This is a genomic window from Fictibacillus sp. 23RED33 (assembly GCF_015903925.1).
Classification (GTDB): domain Bacteria; phylum Bacillota; class Bacilli; order Bacillales; family Fictibacillaceae; genus Fictibacillus; species Fictibacillus phosphorivorans.
Genome location: NZ_JACZDX010000002.1, coordinates 650,834 through 672,152 on the forward strand (window position 1 = coordinate 650,834; position 21,319 = coordinate 672,152).

Annotated in this window: 15 protein-coding genes and 1 pseudogene; 12 read left to right on the forward strand and 4 right to left on the reverse strand. The window is 33.7% G+C overall.

What is annotated here, in order from left to right; translation table 11 throughout:
* The first annotated feature begins 8 nt into the window (after positions 1–8).
* The 7 genes from IHV09_RS11555 to IHV09_RS11585 all read left to right on the forward strand — a co-directional run bounded on the left by IHV09_RS11555 (position 9) and on the right by IHV09_RS11585 (position 8,178).
* The gene (locus IHV09_RS11555; protein ID WP_197129827.1) at positions 9–2,417 is read left to right on the forward strand and encodes a heavy metal translocating P-type ATPase; all 2,409 of its coding nucleotides are present in this window, start codon (positions 9–11) and stop codon (positions 2,415–2,417) included.
* Positions 2,418–2,429: 12 nt separating this feature from the next.
* A complete protein-coding gene (locus tag IHV09_RS11560) occupies positions 2,430–3,293 on the forward strand; it encodes a hypothetical protein (RefSeq protein ID WP_197129831.1) in 864 nt (287 codons plus the stop codon).
* A gap of 40 nt (positions 3,294–3,333) precedes the next feature.
* Positions 3,334–3,666 (forward strand): (2Fe-2S) ferredoxin domain-containing protein, encoded by a 333-nt coding sequence (locus IHV09_RS11565; protein ID WP_197129834.1) that lies wholly within the window; start codon positions 3,334–3,336, stop codon positions 3,664–3,666.
* 28 nt (positions 3,667–3,694) lie between these two features.
* The gene (locus IHV09_RS11570; protein ID WP_197129837.1) at positions 3,695–3,898 is read left to right on the forward strand and encodes a hypothetical protein; all 204 of its coding nucleotides are present in this window, start codon (positions 3,695–3,697) and stop codon (positions 3,896–3,898) included.
* Between the two features lie 162 nt (positions 3,899–4,060).
* Positions 4,061–5,653, forward strand: coding sequence for a multicopper oxidase family protein (locus tag IHV09_RS11575; RefSeq protein WP_197129840.1), 1,593 nt, complete (start codon positions 4,061–4,063; stop codon positions 5,651–5,653).
* Positions 5,654–5,704: 51 nt separating this feature from the next.
* Positions 5,705–6,640, forward strand: coding sequence for a F510_1955 family glycosylhydrolase (locus tag IHV09_RS11580; RefSeq protein ID WP_197129843.1), 936 nt, complete (start codon positions 5,705–5,707; stop codon positions 6,638–6,640).
* A 59-nt stretch (positions 6,641–6,699) separates the two neighbouring features.
* Positions 6,700–8,178: a UDP-N-acetylmuramoyl-L-alanyl-D-glutamate--2,6-diaminopimelate ligase gene (locus IHV09_RS11585; protein WP_197129846.1), complete on the forward strand. Its 1,479-nt coding sequence runs from the start codon at positions 6,700–6,702 to the stop codon at positions 8,176–8,178.
* Between the two features lie 118 nt (positions 8,179–8,296).
* Here the strand turns inward: IHV09_RS11585 and IHV09_RS11590 are convergent, their stop codons facing one another.
* The gene (locus IHV09_RS11590) at positions 8,297–8,623 is read right to left on the reverse strand and encodes a four-helix bundle copper-binding protein (RefSeq protein ID WP_197129849.1); all 327 of its coding nucleotides are present in this window, start codon (positions 8,621–8,623) and stop codon (positions 8,297–8,299) included.
* A 201-nt stretch (positions 8,624–8,824) separates the two neighbouring features.
* Here IHV09_RS11590 and IHV09_RS11595 point away from each other — a divergent pair, with 201 nt between their 5' ends.
* On the forward strand, positions 8,825–10,027 hold the full coding sequence (locus tag IHV09_RS11595) for a D-alanyl-D-alanine carboxypeptidase family protein (RefSeq protein ID WP_197129852.1): 1,203 nt from the start codon (positions 8,825–8,827) through the stop codon (positions 10,025–10,027).
* A gap of 294 nt (positions 10,028–10,321) precedes the next feature.
* Positions 10,322–10,687, forward strand: a complete 366-nt coding sequence (locus IHV09_RS11600) for a response regulator transcription factor (RefSeq protein WP_197129854.1) — start codon at positions 10,322–10,324, stop codon at positions 10,685–10,687.
* A gap of 62 nt (positions 10,688–10,749) precedes the next feature.
* Here the strand turns inward: IHV09_RS11600 and sbnA are convergent, their stop codons facing one another.
* The 3 genes from sbnA to IHV09_RS11615 are packed head-to-tail and all read right to left on the reverse strand — an operon-like array spanning position 10,750 to position 13,736.
* Positions 10,750–11,715 (reverse strand): 2,3-diaminopropionate biosynthesis protein SbnA, encoded by a 966-nt coding sequence (gene sbnA / locus IHV09_RS11605; protein WP_197129856.1) that lies wholly within the window; start codon positions 11,713–11,715, stop codon positions 10,750–10,752.
* 42 nt (positions 11,716–11,757) lie between these two features.
* Entirely contained in the window at positions 11,758–12,528 is a 771-nt protein-coding gene (locus IHV09_RS11610; protein WP_197129858.1) for a ParB N-terminal domain-containing protein, read from the reverse strand.
* Positions 12,528–13,736 carry an MFS transporter gene (locus IHV09_RS11615; protein ID WP_197129860.1) on the reverse strand — a complete coding sequence of 403 codons (1,209 nt, stop codon included), beginning with the start codon at positions 13,734–13,736 and terminating at the stop codon, positions 12,528–12,530. Before IHV09_RS11615 ends, IHV09_RS11610 begins: the two co-directional genes overlap by 1 nt.
* A gap of 682 nt (positions 13,737–14,418) precedes the next feature.
* Here IHV09_RS11615 and IHV09_RS22405 point away from each other — a divergent pair.
* From IHV09_RS22405 to IHV09_RS11630, 3 genes and pseudogenes are all read left to right on the forward strand, one after another.
* Complete coding sequence (locus tag IHV09_RS22405) at positions 14,419–16,797, forward strand: P-loop ATPase, Sll1717 family (protein WP_231607365.1); 2,379 nt, start codon at positions 14,419–14,421, stop codon at positions 16,795–16,797.
* Positions 16,798–17,527: 730 nt separating this feature from the next.
* Positions 17,528–20,611: a metallophosphoesterase gene (locus IHV09_RS11625; RefSeq protein ID WP_197129862.1), complete on the forward strand. Its 3,084-nt coding sequence runs from the start codon at positions 17,528–17,530 to the stop codon at positions 20,609–20,611.
* Between the two features lie 36 nt (positions 20,612–20,647).
* A pseudogene (locus tag IHV09_RS11630) lies at positions 20,648–21,292 on the forward strand (SpoVR family protein); the annotation flags it as partial.
* Between the last annotated feature and the right edge of the window lie 27 nt (positions 21,293–21,319).

A 21,319-nucleotide genomic window follows, 5' to 3' on the forward strand; every position in this document is an offset into this window, starting at 1 on the left:
TGAAAACCATGAGTACAAAAGAAACGACATTACAAATATCAGGTATGACCTGTGCAGCCTGTGCGATCCGAATTGAAAAAGGTTTGAACAAGTTAGAGGGAGTCGAGAAAGCGAACGTAAACCTTGCTCTTGAAAAATCAACCGTTTCTTATGACCCTCAAATTTTAAAGGTGGCCGATCTCGAGAAAAAAATAGAAGATCTCGGATATGGAGTCGTCACTGAAAAAGCTGAATTCAATTTGACTGGCATGACGTGTGCAGCATGTGCAACAAGGATTGAAAAGGGGTTAAACAAACTTCCCGGAGTGATTAAAGCTAACGTTAATCTAGCATTAGAAACCGGGTCAGTACAATATAATCCATCTGAAGTTTCTATTGGAGATATGATTAAAAAAGTTGACCAATTGGGATATGGTGCAACCCTAAAGGAAGACTACAAAGAATCGGTTGATCATAGAGCAATGGAGATTGAGAAACAGAAAGGAAAATTCATCTTTTCTGTCATCCTCTCATTCCCTTTATTGTGGGCAATGGTTAGTCATTTTGAGTTTACATCTTTTATCTATTTGCCTGAGATGTTCATGAATCCTTGGGTTCAATTGGCGCTCGCGACACCTGTACAGTTTGTTGTAGGGAAACAGTTTTATGTAGGAGCTTATAAAGCGCTCCGGAATAAAAGTGCGAACATGGATGTACTCGTAGCATTAGGAACTTCTGCAGCTTATTTCTATAGCCTGTACCTATCTATCCTTTCCATCGGTACCAATCAAGGGATGGTGGAAATGTACTTTGAAACATCGGCAATATTAATTACACTTATTGTGTTGGGAAAACTTTTCGAAGCAAAAGCAAAGGGGCGTTCCTCTGAAGCGATTAAGAAACTGATGGGACTGCAAGCTAAGACAGCTATCGTGGTTCGTGATGGTAAAGAAATCGAAATAGCGATAGAAGAAGTGGAAGCCGGTGATATCGTATATGTAAAACCAGGTGATAAAGTACCGGTCGATGGTGAAATCATCGAAGGGCGTTCAGCATTAGATGAATCGATGCTGACAGGTGAGAGTGTACCTGTCGATAAGACAATAGGGGATACGGTAATCGGTGCAACCATTAATAAAAACGGGTTCCTAAAAATAAAGGCAACAAAAGTAGGGAAAGATACGGCCCTGGCTCAAATCATAAAAGTCGTTGAGGAAGCACAAGGTTCAAAAGCACCGATCCAGCGTCTAGCTGACCAAATCTCTGGTGTATTCGTGCCTATAGTTGTAGGCATCGCTGTTCTTACCTTCATTATCTGGTTTGTTTGGGTAAGTCCCGGAGAATTTGCTGTTGCGCTTGAAAAATTGATTGCTGTCCTTGTTATCGCGTGTCCTTGTGCATTAGGATTAGCGACTCCTACTTCAATCATGGCAGGCTCTGGCCGCTCAGCTGAATTTGGTATTTTATTTAAGGGTGGAGAACACTTAGAAACCACTCATCGAATCGATACTGTGATCTTAGATAAAACGGGTACGGTTACAAACGGTACTCCAGAACTTACAGATATTATTGTGGAACCATCATTCAGTGAAGAAGAAGTGTTAAGACTAGTAGGTTCAGCAGAGAAAAATTCTGAACACCCATTGGCGCAAGCTATTGTAGAAGGAATCACCAATAAGGGAATCCAGTTATCGAGTTCGGAGGATTTTGATGCTATTCCTGGGTTTGGTATCAAAGCTGTAGTTGCAGGTAAAACACTTTTCATCGGTACACGAAAATTAATGAAAGAAAACAACGTTACCATCTATGATTCTAATAATCAGATGGAGGAACTTGAAAAAGCCGGTAAAACCGCGATGCTCGTGGCGATAGACGGAGTATATGCAGGAATTATCGCTGTAGCCGATACGATCAAAGAAACATCAAAAGATGCGATTTCTCGATTAAAAGAAATGGGTCTTAAAGTTATCATGATCACAGGAGATAATCAGCAAACAGCTAAATACATTGCTAAACAAGTGGGGATTGATCATGTCATATCTGAAGTTCTTCCTGAAGGAAAAGCAGATGAGGTGAAAAAGCTACAGGAGCAAGGTAATAAAGTGGCCATGGTCGGAGACGGAATCAATGACGCTCCAGCACTAGCTGTAGCGGATATTGGGATGGCGATTGGCACAGGTACAGACGTTGCGATGGAGGCAGCTGATGTAACGCTGATTCGTGGCGATCTGAACAGCATTGCAGATGCCATCTACATGAGTAAAAAGACAATACGAAACATCAAACAAAATCTTTTCTGGGCTTTTGCTTATAACGTGTTAGGCATCCCTGTTGCTGCACTAGGTTTTCTTGCCCCATGGCTTGCAGGAGCTGCGATGGCATTCAGCTCGGTGTCAGTTGTTCTTAATGCACTTCGTTTACAAAAAGTAAAACTGTAAGGAGGGAATTCTATGAAGGACAATATCGTTTTAAGGTGGACATTGTCGGCTGTATTGATACTCGTTATAGTGATCGGGAGCTATTCCGTATTTGCAAAGTACGCAGAACCATCGACTAGTGAACATGCTGGTCATGTTGGAGAACAGAATACATCTGATTCATCTGATACAAAAGATAAGGAAAAGCAGGAGGCTGGACATGGTGATCATGGGGAGAGCCAAGGCAATGTATCAAAAAATAGTGATATTACACCAACTCTGCATTACGAAAACAATTTAATCCATATTGAGTTGAAAGATAAAGAGGGAAACCCAGTAGAGGAATTAGAGATCGATCATGAGAAACTGATGCATTTGATCATCGTAAATGATGAACTGCAGCAGTATTACCACATTCATCCCGAGAAAAAAGGGAATGGTGTGTTTACCATACAGCACAAACTGGAAGAAGGAAGCTATAAAGCGTTCATAGACATTAAACCAAAAGATAAAAACTATGAGGTGCAGCCACTTCCAATCGAGGTTGGCGCTGGTGATGCCCACGGTGAACATGATTCGTTAAAGCCAGAAACTGAGTTCACTAAAACAGTCAATGGCTACAAGTTAACCATGAGTCCTGAAACCTTTACATCAGGTGAAGAAATTGTGTTGGATTTTGATCTAAAAGAAAACAAACCCGAGCCCTATCTAGGAGCGCTTGGTCATGTAGTCATATTAGACGAAGGTGGAGATGAGTATGTTCACGTCCACCCAGCATCGGAAACAGATACAAAGTTTGCCACAAAATTTGACCAGCCAGGTATATATAAAATTTGGGGTGAATTTAAGATAAATGGAAAAGTGAATGTTTATCCATTTGTAGTAGAAGTTAAGTAAATTTTACGTTCTATCTCTCGGGAACGAGGTGAAGCACTTTATGGAACTTTCTGGCGTTTCAAAACACGTGTTATTGTGTAACGGAGCTAGCTGCATCAAAAAAGGGGCTGAGGAAGTTACGAATACCGTTCGACAAGAAATTAAAGATCAAGGGTTATTAAACAAAATTCATACTACTAAAACCTTTTGCAACGGAAGATGTAAAGAGGGACCGACAGTCGTAGTCTACCCGGATGGAGACTGGTATAAAGAGATGACTCCTGAAAAGGGAAAACAACTGATCGATAAGATTAAGTCTGACGAAAAGTTAGATGAAGCTCTAGCTTATACGTATGACGTTAAGTCATTTGCGAGATTTCAGGATAATAAATAAAATACTTTATTCATAGGAGGAGCAGTTGATGGTTATCCAGCCGAACATGTCTGTAGTGGATATCGTTAAGGTATGGCAAGATACTAGTGAAGTTTTTGAAAGGTTTAATATATCCATTAATAATGGCGAAAAACTATGTTCAGTAGTGAATGAAAGAACTCTAACTATTTTATTAGATGAGTTAAATAGAAGAGTAAATAGTTCTAAGATGACCTGCATCAAAGGTGGATGAAGGATTTCTATTAAAGAGTAGGTTACTCTTTATGAAAAGTACCGATTTATTGTTCGGTACTTTTTTTATTTATTTCGTGATTTGAAGAGTTATGAACTTATTAGGTTGCTCCATAAAAATTGCATATTTTTTTAGTACGGTTAATTTGAGGAGGGAAAACCAATGAAAAAGCAATGGTTGATTTCTTTAATGTTACTGGTACTCATTTTGGTTATAACAGGTTGTAGCCAAGAGGGTTCAAAAGATCAATCTAATGAAAATAAGGTACAAGCAAAAGAAGAAATTTTAGAAGGTAAAACAATTAAAGAGTTCTCCATTACTGCAAAAAAAGAGAATTGGGAATTGAAGTCCGGTAAGACCATTGAAGCTTGGACTTATAATGGAAGCGTCCCTGGGCAAGAGATTAGAGTAAAAGAAGGTGAAGGGGTAAAGGTTACAATCAAGAATGAACTTCCGAAGCCTGTAAGTATACATTGGCACGGTGTCCCTTTATCGAATACACAAGATGGTATTCCCGGAGTCACACAAGATGCTATTGAAACAGGCAAGGAGTATACGTATCAGTTTGTCGCAGATACCCCTGGAACGTATTGGTATCATAGCCATCAAGACAGCGTAAATCAGGTTGATAAGGGGCTTTATGGAGTCTTTATCGTTGAATCTAAAGATGATGAACAGTATGATCGAGATTATTCACTTGTTTTAGATGAATGGGAGTCCAATCCAAAGCAAGAATCCGAAGAAATGGATGGAATGGATCACTCAAACATGGATATGAATGAGTCAGATACAGAAGATATGGAAGGTATGGATCATTCCAATATGGACATGGGGGATAAGAAAAATAAAGACAGCAAATCTTCCGATAACGGTTCAATGAATGGTATGGACCATGATATGTCTTCTTATGATATATATACAATAAACGGTAAGTCATATGATAAAAGTAAACCCCTTATAGCGAAAAAAGGAGAAAAAGTAAAACTCCGATTTGTAAATGCCGGATATATGTCTCATAAAATTCATATTCCATTGAATTTTAAAGTAACCAACGTTGATGGTCAGCCCGTGAATCAACCAATCGAACAGGAAAATAAGGTACTTGAAGTTGCACCTGGTGAAAGGTATGATATAGAGTTCATTGCAACAGGTGAAACCGTAACAATCGATTGCCATGGTGAGATGGATGCATCTAAAGACATGAGGATAAATATCCAAGCCGAAGAAGAGGCGGTGCAGCCTGTTGCTCACAAAAAAGATGCGGGCATGGTGAAACCAGATGAGTTTGGTAAAGAGATTAAAGGGAATTTCTCATTAAACGATTCTTTCGATTTAGAATACAAAATGGACCTTGCTACTGATATGGATTCCGGTGAGATGAAGTACACCATAAACGGGAATACTTATCCTAAGACTGAAAATATAAAGGTGGATAAGGGTGATAAAGTCAAAGTCACTTTAACAAACAAAAGTATGGATAAATCTGATCACCCAATGCATCTACATGGCCATTTCTTTCAAGTATTAAGTAAGAATGGAAAACCTGTAGAAGGAGCACCATTAATGAAAGATACACTAAATGTAAAGCCTGGAGAAACATATGAGGTTGCATTCGTAGCTGATAACCCAGGTAACTGGATGTTCCACTGCCATGATTTACATCATGCCTCAGCTGGTATGATGACCATGGTGAAATATAATAACTTCAAACCTTTTTACAAGGATGAAGGTAAAGTAAATAATATTTCAGAATGAAAAACCTCGCTCAAGAGGTTTTTCTCTTTGTTTATGAAGGAGAGGTAAATTATGGCTAAAAAGAAAAAAACAACAAAAAAGCCATTTAAACTTAAGGGTATTTTAATTCTTGCAGCGATTAGCTTAGTTTTGGTTTTAATACTTTTATTTACATTCAATGATAAACAATCAAGTGTAACGTTCACGGATATCCATGGGGTAGGATATTCAAATGACGGAAAAAAGATCTTTATACCTGCACATGATGGAATCAAGCAGTACGATACGATGAACAAACAATGGCAAGCAACACCTGGTGAGAAAAATGATTATATGGGTTTTTCAATGGTGGATGATGGTTTTTATAGCAGCGGCCATCCAGGAAATGATTCAGACAAACCAGACCCGTTAGGAATCGTAAGAAGTAAAGAGATAGGTGGGGAAATCGAACTGCTTGGCTTAGAAGGCGAAACGGATTTCCATTTTCTCGCTGCAGGCTACGAAAACCATGTCTTGTATGCCTATACTTCTATGGCTAATTCAAGAATGCCATCAGATGGTCTTTATTATTCCAATGACGATGCTAAATCATGGAATGAAAGTGACTTAACAAATGTAGAGGGGGAGATCACAGGTATTGCGGTCCATCCTACTGATACGAATGTCGTTGCAATAAGTTCTCAAAATAAGGTTCATCTATCAAGAAATAAGGGTAAAACATTTGAAGAACTGACGAACATGAAACAAGTTACATCACTTACGTTTACTAATAAAAATTCACTCTTAGTAGGTGGGTTTGAGAATAAAGCGTTCCTTACAGAAATCAATATAAATGATAGTTCGGAAAAGGAGATAAGTATTCCGACACTCCAGGAAGATGCCATATCTTATTTAGCTAAGAATCCAGTGGATAAAAACATCGTTTTTACTACCTTTAAAAAAGATGTGTATTTTTACAATGGTGAAAGATGGATCAAACTTGTTAATCAAGGAAAAGCAGTTAATTAATAAATTATCTTTTATCAGGTATACTTCATTTTTGGTTAAACAAATAAGGAGCAGAATCCATGGAATTAATAACATTACTTCAAGAATTAAATATATCAATAGAGGATTATCCACAAGCGTGCAGGATAGGCATAAAAGGGATCAAGTCAAATTCAAAGTTTGTTGAACAAGGAGATTTGTTTGTCGCTATAAATGGATATGAAGTAGATGGTCATGATTTTATTAAACATGCAGTCGATTCCGGAGCAGTTGCTATCATAGGAGAATCAGATTATCAATCAACTGAAATTCCTTATATTAGAGTAACAGACAGCAGAAAGGCACTAGCAAAACTAGTAAGCTGCTTTTATGGCTACCCTTATAAAAAACATATAATGATAGGTATTACAGGAACGAATGGCAAGACTACCACTGCTTATATGCTTAAGCATATTTTAGAAATGCAAGGAAAAACCTGCTCACTAATTGGCACTGTAAATACGATTATTAACAACGAGGTAATTCAATCTAAAAATACGACCCCTGATTCGATTGAATTAAACCAACTGATTGCGAAAAGTAATGATGATGTTGTAATCATGGAGGTTTCTTCACACGGCATCGAACAGAATCGTATAGAAGGCATATACTTTGATTTTGCTATATTCACCAATTTAAGTCATGATCATATGGATTATCATAAAAATATGTGGGAGTATTTTCAGGTTAAAGCGAGGCTTTTTGCTCAGTTAAAACCAACAGGACAAGCCATTATAGCTACTTACACCGATTGGGGAAACAAGCTAGCAGATATGTTGACTACATCTAAAATTCCTCATTTCACAATGGGGGTAGGTGAGAATAGTTTAACAGTCAAAGAGATAATACCCTCGTACTTTTCTGAGTTCAAATATTATATGGATGGCAATCCTTATCTAATAAAGTGTACCATTCCAGGTATCCATAACGGATGGAACATGATGACTGCGATATTGACAAGTAATATAATGGGTCATAACATCGAATCCATTCATCATTCATTACAGTCATTCTCTGGTGTCCCGGGTAGATTTGAAACATATACGCATCATAATGGGGCTTCATTTGTCATTGATTATGCACATACTGCTGATGCAATTCACTACTGTTTAGAAATTGCAGAGCGCGAACAAGCAGAACAAATCATACATGTTCTTGGTTTTAGAGGTAAAAGAGACGTAACAAAGAGAGAGGTTATGATAGATTCTTCTAAAGAATTTAGTCATTTAATCATACTAACACTAGATGATTTAAACGGAGAAAAAGAAGAGTCCATGATTAGTTCCTTAAATGAATTAAAAGAACGGTTCCTTGATCTTCCTATTGTTGTAATTCCAGACCGAACCCAAGCGATTAGTTTTGCTTGGAGAAAAGTTAATGGATCAAAAGATTGGGTGTTTATTACAGGAAAAGGTTCTGAGAGGTATGAGCAAGTTTTCGAATTGCCATGTTCATCCGATAAGGAAACTATAACGTATCTAAAAAACAGGACAAATAATAACAAATGCATATTCCCTTAAAAAATTAGAAGCCGACAAATGTCAGCTTCTTTTTCTATCTTTAAATATTTTGCTTTTCTTCAGTTGAGATTGCACGTAAAAAGAATTTTCCACTCCGATTCGTTAGTGATTCTTTTTATTAACTTACCATCCTACGGCAAGCTTCCGCACATTTAAAACAAGCTTCTGCACATCGCTGACAGTGTTCATGATCATGTTTTTTACACTCATTTCCACATGCTTCGCAAATTTGAGCACAAAGGGAACAGATTTCATTTATGAACGGACTGTTACTGCTCATCGCTGTAGCAGCAAAGGAACAAATATCTGCACAGGCTCTATCCAACCTGATACATTCCGCCATCATTTTTACGTCTTCTTCATTTAAACATGCGTCAAAACAATGATTACATTCTTTCATACAGGCCAGACATTCATCAATACATTGTTGGTACGTGTCATGCATACATCATCATCCTTTCGTTATTAGGGATTTAATTACATAAAAAGTGTACCCATTGAGTGGTCATATAAACGTATTTTGCGAAAATCCATAAAAACTGCATAATTCTTTCATTATTTATCTAAATGGACAAACCGTCACTGCATAAAAAATTCATATTTAAATGTTATACTCCTGAGAAATTAATCAAAAGAGGAACGAAAAATGAAATTCAGCAAAAGAATCGTCTTAGTCATTAGTATTTTATTTTTCATAATCTTACTCATGTTCTTAAGCCCATTTTCTACTGCAGCTTCAAGTAACTCTCCAGGTAATATATCCAGTGAATCTGTGATTTTAATTGAAGGAACTACAGGAGAAATTCTTTATGAGAAGAATAGTTATCAAAGTATGTATCCTGCCAGTATCACAAAAATTTTAACAGCAATAATTGCTATTGAAGAAGGTAACCTGTCAGATAAAGTTCTAATTAGTCAAAACGCTCGAGATACAGAAGGAACGAGAGTATACCTTGAACCAGGGGAACAAGTATCTTTAAAAAAACTCGTGCAGGGGTTATTAATCAATTCAGGAAACGATGCGGGAGTGGCGATTGCCGAACATATGGCAGGTAGTGTGGAATCGTTCAGTAATGAAATGAATCGGTTCACAAAAGAAAAAATCGGAATTACTAACAGTACTTTTAAAAATCCTCATGGTTTGTTTGATATTAATCACCAAACAACTGCTTATGATATGGCAATGATTACTAAGTATGCAATGAAAAATAAGGAGTTTAGAGAAATCTTCCGAACAAAAGAACTACGTTGGGTTGGAGAAGGCTGGGATACAACGCTTTATAATCATCATAAAATGTTATGGAGATATGAGGGTGTTAATGGCGGCAAAAATGGTTATGTTGATCAATCTGGGACTACATTGGTCACAACGGCGAAACGTGGAGAAACTGAATTAATAGCGGTCACTTTAAAAGCGAACTCTTCTGAAGTTGCATATGCGGACACCACTAGTTTATTAGATTTTGGTTTTACTCATTTTCTAACGCAGAAATTTTCTGAAGTAGATCTTACAACAATTCAAGGTGCAGAAGGATATAATATTGATAAAGATCTGTTTTTTACAGCAGGAGTTAACATTCCGATCATTTCAGAAGTTAACATGGATGGCTTATTAGTTATTAAAGACCAAAATGAGAAGGTATTATTAGAGTATTCTTTAACTAAAGAGTTAAAAAAAACGAAAAAAAATGAAGATGGTAAAGAGGTTAAACGTAGTCCTTTAGTAATAATTACTTATCTTCTAGTAGCACTTTATATTGTTTTTCTACTCTTCTTGATTTATTTAATTCGACTGAGAAGCATTAAATTTAAAAGTCAAAAATATTCTTCATTCAAATATCACCATTAGATAGATCCAGTATAACTATTTATTCTCAATTTAAAGGAATGCTTTTCAAATAAGAGGTGAGTGTAAATTGGAATAGGAAAAGGAAATTCTCGAAGCGTTTTCTAAATTACTTCCAGAAATGAGAAGTATCTTAGATAACATAAAAAATCAGAAACAAAACAATTTAGATGATATTCTGTTATTAGATGAAAAATTAAAAATCTTAGAATCAAAATTTTCTCGTTTTTTGAAAACTTCAATATCACGTAAGTATAATCAATAATTAAACTATCTTACTAAAAATGGAGGGGAATTATGGTAAGAATTCTTATCATAGATGACGAGCCAAAATTAGTAGATGTTATCTCTTCATACTTTGAAAAGGAAGGATTTCAAACAGTAAGTGTATTTAATGGAAAAGATGCGTTATATCATCTGAAAGTTTCCTCATTTGATTTTGTCATACTTGATTTAATGCTTCCAGATATTAGTGGAGAAGAACTTTGCCAAATGATTAGAGACAATCACTCGATCCCAATCCTCATTTTATCAGCTAAATATGGAGAAGATGATAGAATACATGGTTTGTCGATTGGAGCAAGTGATTATATGAAAAAACCTTTCAGCCCAAGAGAATTAGTCTTAAGGGTTAAGAATATTCTTAGACAATCAAATTTATGAACAACAAAATGAGCTTATCCTAGGAAAAGCTCATTTTCTTCATATAAATAGAGTTTTTATGATTATAAACATAACCGTGAGACCCAGTGTTCATCATACACTGTATCAATATATCGATCTCCTCTATCAGGGAATACAGTTACAATGTTCTCACGGTTATCTAAAGAATTCACTAACTTTTTAAGAGCTGCAACTGAAGCACCGGAAGAACCCCCAGTAAAGATTCCTTCACTTTGTAACAATTCATGACATCCATTAACGGATTCTAAATCATTAACATGAATGACCCTATCAATTTCGTTATTATTTAAAATCTCCGGCACTCTACTAGCGCCGAACCCAGGCAGTTCTCTTTTTCCCGGAGGAGTATTAAAGATTATTGATCCGACAGCATCAACGGCTATTACCGTTAAATTCGGATGTTTTTCCCGAAGTTTACGGCTAGTACCCATAATACAACCTGTAGTACTTACGGGTACTACTAAATAATCAATGTTCGCATCAATCTGTTCGATAATCTCAGTACCTGTCCCTAAATAATGTGCCTTCCAATTGTTTTCATTGGCATATTGGTTTATCCAATATCCATTGGGTAACTCTTCAAGAATTTCTTTAACTTTGTTTATTCTAGTCTTTAAATAACCACCCTGATCGTCTTTATCCTCGACCATAACGATATTTGCTCCAAACGCTCTCAAGATTTTTAGATTTGTCTTTGAAATTTTCGGATCGACTACACAAGTAAAAGATAAACCGTGATAACGGGCAATCATTGCTAGTGCAATGCCAAGGTTTCCAGAACTGCTTTCTATTAAGTGAGTTGCAGAAGTTATTTGTCCATTTTGCAGTCCTTGTTCTATGAAATACTTCGCAGGGCGATCCTTCATGCTACCACCTGGATTCATAAATTCAAGTTTTGCATAAACATTTTGTTGGGGAAATAAACTCTCTAATCTAACCATAGGTGTGTTGCCGATACATTGGTTGAGTGAGTTATACACAGGTGCTTTTTGTATAGTGTGTAACATTAAATACCTCCAGTTAAATGAGATTCAATAATTTTTGCAGAATTATGCCTCATAAAGATAAACATTTTCAGAATATAAACGTAAATTATCTTCTCGGTGCTTACAGAGTGATTCCCATTCAAACTCATCGAAACTTTTAGATGTTAAAAATTCAAAGGGAATCCTTAAATTTAACAATCGCCCATTAACTTGAATTCGAGTAACTCCAGCTGGATAGAGTTTTCCAAGTTTCACAACTTTTTTTATGGTATCCAAACATGTTGCAGGATAGTTAAATCGAATAAAACCAAGGTTTGGACTTTCCTTAGAATGGGCAGGTATACGTCGTACCTCTTGGTATTCACTGTAAGCATTCACAATGGCGTGCCAAACATCCAACTTTTTAGATAGCTCTTTTGTTGAGTACTTCGCATAAATATAAAGTTCGGAATGGTCATGAAACGACAGAGTTGCAAGAGGGATTTCATCTGCTCGAACTTTTTTTGTTACTTCTATTGATGGATGTTTTGTTAATTCTTCAAACCATTTTCCAGCTGGAACTATGTGATGCCATGCGTTTATTCTTACATGATTGGGATCCACAATTTGTATGGGAACTCTCAAACACCCCATTTCTTTTAGTGCGTTTAATCGATGTGCACCATCTAAAACTAAATATTTTTCGTTTTCTAAATGTAGAGCTATGATCGGATTTCTTATTACACCATCTAGTTTTATGGCATTCTTAATTTTAGAAAGACGTGCTGGTTCATATGGTTCATGAAGCATAATTCTATTAATATCAATTAATTGTAAGGATGATTTTAAATTCATTACCATTCCTCCTTAGGTTTTAATGTCTTTTTTGTTTTGTTTTTTTTATAAAGAATGAATAAAGGCAAAAGGCTTAAGAAGCTGACTACGATCCAATATTTTTCTGGTTGACCGTTTTTTAAAAAATAATCATATATAACTCCACCTACCAAATTACCTAATGATCCCCCGATTGCCATTGCTAAGTTTGAAAAACCAAAATAGGCTGCCAGTGATTCTTTAGGGGAATTGTGGGCAATATAGCTTTGGAACAATGGCAGTAATGTAATCGATCCAATAGCAATTCCAGTTAGCACTAATAATAGAGTAGCTATATTGTTTCCAAACGTAATGGGGACAATAAAAATTAGAATAGTAACATAACTGAAAAAGAATAATGAATGAATCGTTCTATCCTTAATCATTAAGAATACAGGCCACTGGAAAATAATAATTATTAAAGTTACAAAAGTAAAAATCCAACCAGAAGACCCTGTCACATTCGTTGAAATGATTGGTAATGTTAGATACAGCTGTTGATATAAAAAATGAAAAGGAATCAAACTAACAGTCAAACCTACAAATGACTTATCTTTAATAATTTCAGCAAATTCTTGGATCCAAGTCTTAGTATTAAGTGGCTTAGATACTTTTGGGAGAAATATAGCAACTATACAAAGAATCAGAAATAATAATCCTGAAAGAACACTAAGATGTTTAAAGTCATCTATTGAAAAATAAAGTCCGGCTAATGGTCCCAATACAGTTCCAGCGTTCTCTATGATATTCATTAGAGAAAATATTTCCTTATGCTTTCCTTCTGGTGTTAGCGAAGTTAAATTTGCTTTAAGAGCAGGACTGAATAATGCTCCGCCTAGTCCACTCAAAATAGCTGCAATTATGACCAAAAAACCATTTGTGGTTAATCCCATCGATGCAAATCCAATTCCGCGAAAGAAAAATCCGATTACCACTATTTTTTTATATCCTAATCGATCAGCCAGGGCACCTCCTACAATCATTAGACCTTGTTGACTCAAAATTCTTATTGCGAGAATGAAACCAACAAAACCTAAAGAAAAGCCGACATTTTGATTAAAGTAAGTGGATATAAAAGGAACAAACATAAAAAAAGTAAAAAACGATATAAACTGCAACAAAAGAATGACGATGACAGGTAGTTTTAAATAAGATGGGAAAATGTTTTTAATAGTGTTTAAAAATTTCATATTCAGCACCAACTTTTAAAGGGATTTAATACACCTCCAGAATCGTTATAAAACAAGAGTAAATATTAAATGTCGAGAAATAATGCAAAAATGGTTACAGGACCGTAAATGATTTTAAAAATGATTACATATTTAAGGTGAAAGAGTAATAATTGTGGGGATTATCGGAATAAATTGAATAATTTTCTAAATTGCAAGGGGTTTTTCATTTTATCTCTAAGATTATAAAATTCGAAAATGTACACATTTACGAACTGTTAATCTTGCAGAGAGTTAAGCCCATTCAGCTGTTCAAATATGTGTAAATAGACTTAATGAACGTTTACCTCTTTTTATAACAATTTCGGAAGAATAATCAATTAATACAGTTTGATAAAAAATTCAGTTCTTGGGAAAAGTATATTTTTTTTTATAATGATGTGTTTGAGGATCTAGTTACTTCTCATTCTTAATTGGAATCTGCAGCCTTCGAAGCTTGAAGTACAATTGATTCAATCATAGCTAAGAATTACCAAATATTAAACAGTCTGATTACAAGAATGCCGAAAATTTCTAAGACTTTTTTACGTACTTTTAACGAAAGTATTCAAAACTTCCTTCTTTAACATATTTTGGATTTTGGTATAATTGATTTAACAGTATTAATTTTCTGTGAAATTTAAAATAAAGTGAGGTTCTTGTTATGGCTACTGTTAAAGCATTTTATGCTTATCCATCAGGAAACGAGAGTTTAAAAGAAGACATTGCTAAAGCAGTAAAAAATATTAATGCTACTAAAGCAGTTAAAATAACAAGATGGGAAGATCTAAATGTAACAGGTAAACATATGATAGATGTAATATTAAAAACTATTGATGATAGTGATTTATTTATTTGCGACTTAACTTTCTTAAATTTCAATGTACTGTTTGAACTTGGATATGCAGTTGGTAAGAAAAAGAAAATTTGGATAACTCTCAATGAAACCCATAATAAATCTACTAGCAATTACCGTCAGTTAAAATCATTAACAACCATTGGATATGCAGGATATAATAACGCAGATGAACTTAAAATTAAATTTTTCAAAGAAAATCCACATCAATTAGCAGAAACAATAAATATTCAAGATGAAAATTTGGGTAACACCAAAAGTTTGGTTTATTTGAAGTGTGGAACAGGAACAACAGCTTCAACAGAGTTAACTTCACTAGTACAAAGTTCAAAGCTACCATTATTAACAGCAGATCCATATGAAGGTCGTAACCCACTAAGTTGGTATGTTAAAGCATTGCAAAATTCTTTAGGAGTTTTAGTACATTTTCACACTTTAAATCAAGATGGAGAAGTTGGTGAAGATATTTTTTGGTCATCAGAAAAAGCAATGGTAGCGGGAATTGCACAAGGCCTGGATCTAAATTTGCTCATTTTAGCTCATGAACCTTATGAAACACCTTTAGATTATCATGACCATTTGCATACACATAAAACAAGTAAAAAGTGTGTTGAAATTTCGGAGACTTGGCTTGAACCCTTGATAAATAAACGGAATAATATGAAGGAAGAAAACAGACAGCACAAAGCAGGACAAAAAGCTCTTAATAGTATAAAGAGTTTAATCATTGGTGACCATGTAGCGGAAAACGAGCCAGTTGATTTAATAGAATACTTTGTTGAAACAGCAGAATACAAGGAAGCACTCAAATCACAGCAGGTACTTTTTGTAGGTAGAAAAGGTACTGGTAAAACAGCAAATTTAATAAAAATTAAAGATGAGCTATCTTCAGATAAAAGAAACTTTGTTTGTTCCATACAACCCCAAGGTCATGAATTCGAAGGTGTATTAAATATATTAGAAAAAACATTAACCAGTTCTGAACAAGGACATTTAATCGAAAGCATTTGGAAATTTTTGATTTATACAGAACTAGCAAAATCATATTATGAATATTTATGTAACCAACCCCCTCAGATACCTAAAACCAATGATGAATTAGAACTAGAGGACTTTATTAAAAAAAATGAAAAACTTATCAATGCTGATTTCACACTTAGACTTGAAAATGCAGTCACTAAATTAAAGTTATTAGACTACAATAATGAAATTGATCAGCAAAGAGTTAAAGTAAGTGAAATTTTACATAGCAAGATAATTTCTCATTTAAGACAAAAACTAGGTAAAGTTTTTCATTCAAAAGAGAGGGTATGTATTTTAATTGATAATCTAGACAAGAATTGGAGTGACAATGTTAATCTCGAAAGATTAAGTCAATTATTGTTTGGATTGTTAAATGTAGGCCAAAGAATTACTGATGAGTTTAGAATGAAAAATTATAAGCAGGTTGATGTAGAATTATCACTTATTGCTTTTTTAAGAAGTGATATCTTTACTAGAGTTATGAAATATGCAAACGAAAGAGATAAAATACCATATAAAAATCTATCATGGACTGAGCCTAATCTGTTATTTAAGGTTATAGAGCAGAGGATTGAATATAATATTGATGAAATTCCAAGTCCTGAAGTTCTTTGGAGAGATTATTTCTGTGAGACTGTTAATGGACAAGCTTTAAAAGACTATATAACTAGTTTTATTCTTCCTAGACCACGTGATATTATAATTTTGTTTAAAATGGCTTTTCAAGAAGCGATAAACAAAGAGCATGCTAAAGTAGAAGAGGAAGATTTTAAGGCAGCTGAATTTAAATATTCAGAATATGCTTTGCAGTCTTTACTTCCTGAAAACGGGAATAGAATTCCGGAATTAGAGTCAGTATTTTATGAATTTGCAGGACATAATTCTATTATCGATAAAAATGAATTAGAAAATTGTTTAGTAGAGTGGTGTACAGCTGATAAAGATACAAAGCATATTATTGAAGTCTTGTGCGAATTGACTTTTTTGGGATTGGAAGTTGCAGAAAATAAGTTTGAGTATTTTAGTGAAAAAAGACCCAAGAAAATTACTGAAAACTTGGCTCGTAAATTAGTTTTAAAAAATAAAAAAAATCAACGATATGAAATAAATCCTGCATTCCATGCATATTTAGAAATAAATAAGGTTGAATTGATGAAAGTATAAAGATACTTTTATCATATATTAAGAAAAGATAATTACGATTCTATCCGATAGTAGACAGCCCATTTTGTTAATGAGTTGTAATTAAAGAAAGTAAATTTCATCTGTTTGGTAACTTTTTATTATTCCATAGCTACAAGCCAAAACCACCTTTTTGGTGGTTTTGGCATTTTTAAATTGATGCAATTAAGAACTGCATCGAGTCTCGTGAAATAGAGAAAGTGTCTCAATTAAGTAGACTCTATGGGGACAATTTACGAGAAACAGTCTAAAAGGCTTTGGTACGTCTCACTTTCATGTTCCAAAAAGGTAAGTTCTAAGAACATTGGATATCGCAGTTCAGCGTGCAAGATCAGAAAAAATAAGCGGAGATCAAATAGGATTGTATTCATTAGAAGGATTGTCCGTTAAATTTGTTTTATCAAATTTTTATTTACTCGGAAACAAACTTGCGAAAATGTCCATTAAAAGGCTAGGGATTAATCCTAACTTTTTTTTACATATTTTCTACATAACGCAAAATAAGGTCTGGTAATTCAATAGGTTTCATATGGGCTATTAAAGAATGCTATAAATGTTCAAAAGTCCCTTTAGAAATCTCCCTACAGGGGCTTTTTTATATTGTTGGATTTAATTATTAAGTGTTCAATTTTGTTATTTTAAAGGAAAAATAATACAATTTGTCGAATATTTGGTATTAGTTGTCTATTTTCTTAGGAAGGGGTAAAGTGAAATGAAATTTTCTATGTTACATATCAGTGATATACATTTTAAAAATGAAAACAATAGTCTTTTAGAAAAAGTTGAAAAAATTAGTCTTGCAATAAAAAGTGAATTATATGATATAGAGACTCTTTTTATAGTAATGACTGGTGATATGGCATTTTCAGGGTCTCAAGTTGAATATGAAATTGGAGTAGAGTTTCTAGAAGGATTAAAAAACTCTTTAATAAAGGAAAGGGAAATAAATATTTATATTATTACTATTCCTGGTAACCATGATTGTGATTTTTCTACTGATCAATCATTAAGACAGGTGTTACTTGAAAATATAAGAACCCATTCAACTGACATTCCTTCTGACAAAATTATTAAGGAAATATGTTCGCCGCAGTTAAATTATATTGATTTCGCAAGTTTATATACAGAAAAAGAACATATTATTTATGATCATCTATTATTTAAAAAACATCTTTTTGAATTGGATAATGATATTAAGATAATCTTTAACTGTTTAAATACCTCTTGGATTTCTGAACGACATGAGCAACCTAGCAAAATGTACTATCCTTTGCATCTGTTTAAAGATGAAATTAGAACAAGTGGTGATATTAATATAACTCTTCTTCATCATCCTTTACATTGGTTAGATCCTATTAACAATAGAGCAAATAAAGAGATTATTGAAGATTTTTCAGACCTTGTTCTAACTGGCCACGAGCATTTTCCAACTTATAAGCAGTCCTTAGACTTTGATGGTAATTATACTGGTTACATCGAAGGTGGTGCACTACAAACAGGAAATCCAGTTGAAAGTGATTTCAATCTAATTCTTATTGATATGGATCTTCAACAACAAAAGATATTAAAATTTAGTTGGGAAGTTAATAAATATCATGTAAATAAGCAGATTAATTGGACGGATTTAAGGATAGGAAGTACAAACTCATCTGTTAATGAAAACAACGAAGATTTTAATAATTATTTAAATGATCCTGGGTTAACTTTGAAACATCCAAAAAAATCAGAAATTTCACTAGATGATATTTATATCTTTCCTGATGCAAAAGTCATAAAATATGAAGTGAAATTAAAAGAAGACATAAGTGAATATGTTAATTTAGAAGTTATAAAAGAAATTGGAAGTGAAAATAAATTTTTTATTACAGGGGAAGAGAAATCTGGTAAAAGTACACTATGTAAAACTATTTATAAGCATTATAAGTTAAATGGCTATGTTCCAGTTTTAGTAAATGGAAGAGATATAAAAAAATCTTCCATTGATGATTTTAATAAGGTGCTATATAAAGCTTACAACAACCAATATTCTGAAGAATCTCTAGATGAATTTAAACAATTACCAGATAATAAGAAGATTATTATTATAGATGATTACGATCAAAATAAATTGAATAACAAATTTTCTTTAAACCTACTAGCTAATTTAGATAGATACTTTGACAATATTATTATTACTGGAAACGAACTTTTTAAGTTTTTAGAACTACTATTTAATGATGATACACATGAAGAATTACTTGAGAGATTTCAAAAACTTGAGATTATGCACTTTGGTCATAGACTTAGAGCTCAATTAATTAATCAATGGAATAGTATAGGTGATTTAGAAACTTTGGATGAAAAGGAACTAATCTCAAAAAACGATTATTTTGAAAACACTATTAACACGATTATTGGAAATAATTACGTTCCATCATATCCTTTTTTTATTCTAGTAATGTTACAGACTTTAGAGTCAGGTGAATCACATAACCTTGCTGAAAGTACTTATGGTTATTATTATGAACATTTAATTAAACAATCTCTTATTAATCTTAATATGAAAAATGAAGATATTGATGCTTTTTATAATTATATTACTGAGTTGGCCTACGTCTATTTTGAAGATAAAACTATTGAAAAATCTAAAATCGAATTAGAAAATTTTAATAGTTGGTATTGTGATGAGTATGCTCTTGATTATAAATTTGATAAGTATTTCTCTAAACTAGTTGAAGCTTCTATTTTAGAATCTATACAAGAAACTTATAAATTTAAATATAATTATACGTACTACTATTTTGTAGCAAGATACTTAGCCATTAATATTTCAGAACCAGGTATAAGAGAAAAAGTATCTGAAATGTGTAAAAACCTATATTATGAAGAATACGCAAATATAATAATGTTTTTAACACATATATCAAAAGATCCTTTTATTTTAAATGAAATTTTAATTAATGCTCAGTCTATATTTAATGAATTCAAACCTACAGAATTAAATGATGAAATTAATAATTTGAATCAACTTATTAGTGATGTACCTAAGTTAGTAATTGATAACAAAGAAGTTAAAGAGCATAGAACGCAAAGGTTAGAAATGAAAGACCAAATAGAAAGAAGTCAAAATGAAATAGCTGCTACTGGTTATGATATAAGGGATGATGAGGCAAAAGAATTAGACATTTTAGGGAAATTGAATTGGTCATTTAAAACTTTGGAAATTGTTGGTTTGGTCTTAAAAAATTATTATGGGTCAATTAAACGAACCCAAAAAATCATTTTAGGCAGTGAGGCATATTTCCTTGGATTGAGATCCTTAAGTTCCTTTCTAAATATGATAAATACTCATATGGACTCCATCGTTAAGGAAATAGAAAAGGTAATAAGTGAGAAGGGGATTTCTGGTAAGGTAGAAATTGAAAATGAAGCAAGGAGTTTTGTATTCAATATCTGTACTGCTATGTCCTTTCATTTTATTAAAAAAATATCAACCTCCGTGGGTACAGATAAACTATCGGAAATATTTAAGCATATTTTAGATGAGAATTATACCAATGCTATTAGATTAATAGACTTATCTATAAAGTTAGACCATATTCAGACAATACCATTTAATGATATTGCAACTTTAAAAAAAGATTTAACAGATAAAAATAATTTAATTGGTTATAGTTTACTTAGGGGTTTAGTAATTAACCACCTATATATGTTTGAGACAAGTTATAAAGATAAACAAAGAATCTGTAACCATTTAGACATATCAATAGAAAGGCAGAGGAAAATTAACCTCATGTCTAATGTAAAAAAACAATAATTTCTCATAATTGGTGGCATTTGAATCGAATAGTGTAAAATCATGAACGAAGGCTGGGCTAGCTACTGGCACGCCAAAATTCTACAAGAAATGGACTTGACCTCTCATGAAACGATTGAATTCGCTAAATTAAACGCGGGTGTTGTCCAACCATCGAAAACATCGATCAATCCATATTACTTAGGGTTACAGATCTTCAAGAACATCGAAGAACGCTACAACAACCCAGATGAAGAGCTGATCAGACAAGGGGTTAAACCAGGATCAGGACGAGAGAAAATGTTCGAGGTCCGTGAACTGGAATCCGACATGTCGTTTATCCGAAACTATTTAACTAAAGATTTAGCACAAAGAGAAGACATGTATCTGTTCCAAAAGCAAGGGAAGGAATACAAGATTGTCGACAAGCAGTGGGAGGAAGTACGTGACCAGCTCGTGAGTATGCGTGTGAACGGAGGGTTTCCATACATTACAGTAAATGACGCAGATTACATGAAGAATGGGGAGCTATACCTCAATCATAGCTATGAGGATATGGAACTTGATGTGAAGTATCTTGAAAAAGTACTGCCGCATCTTCATCATCTCTGGGGAAGACCTGTTCACATGGAGACAAAGATTGAGCAAAAGCCTGTGTTGTTCACGTATGACGGGAAGACGGTACATCGCAAGTACCATTAAAATTAAAGATTTAAAAGCACTCTCATT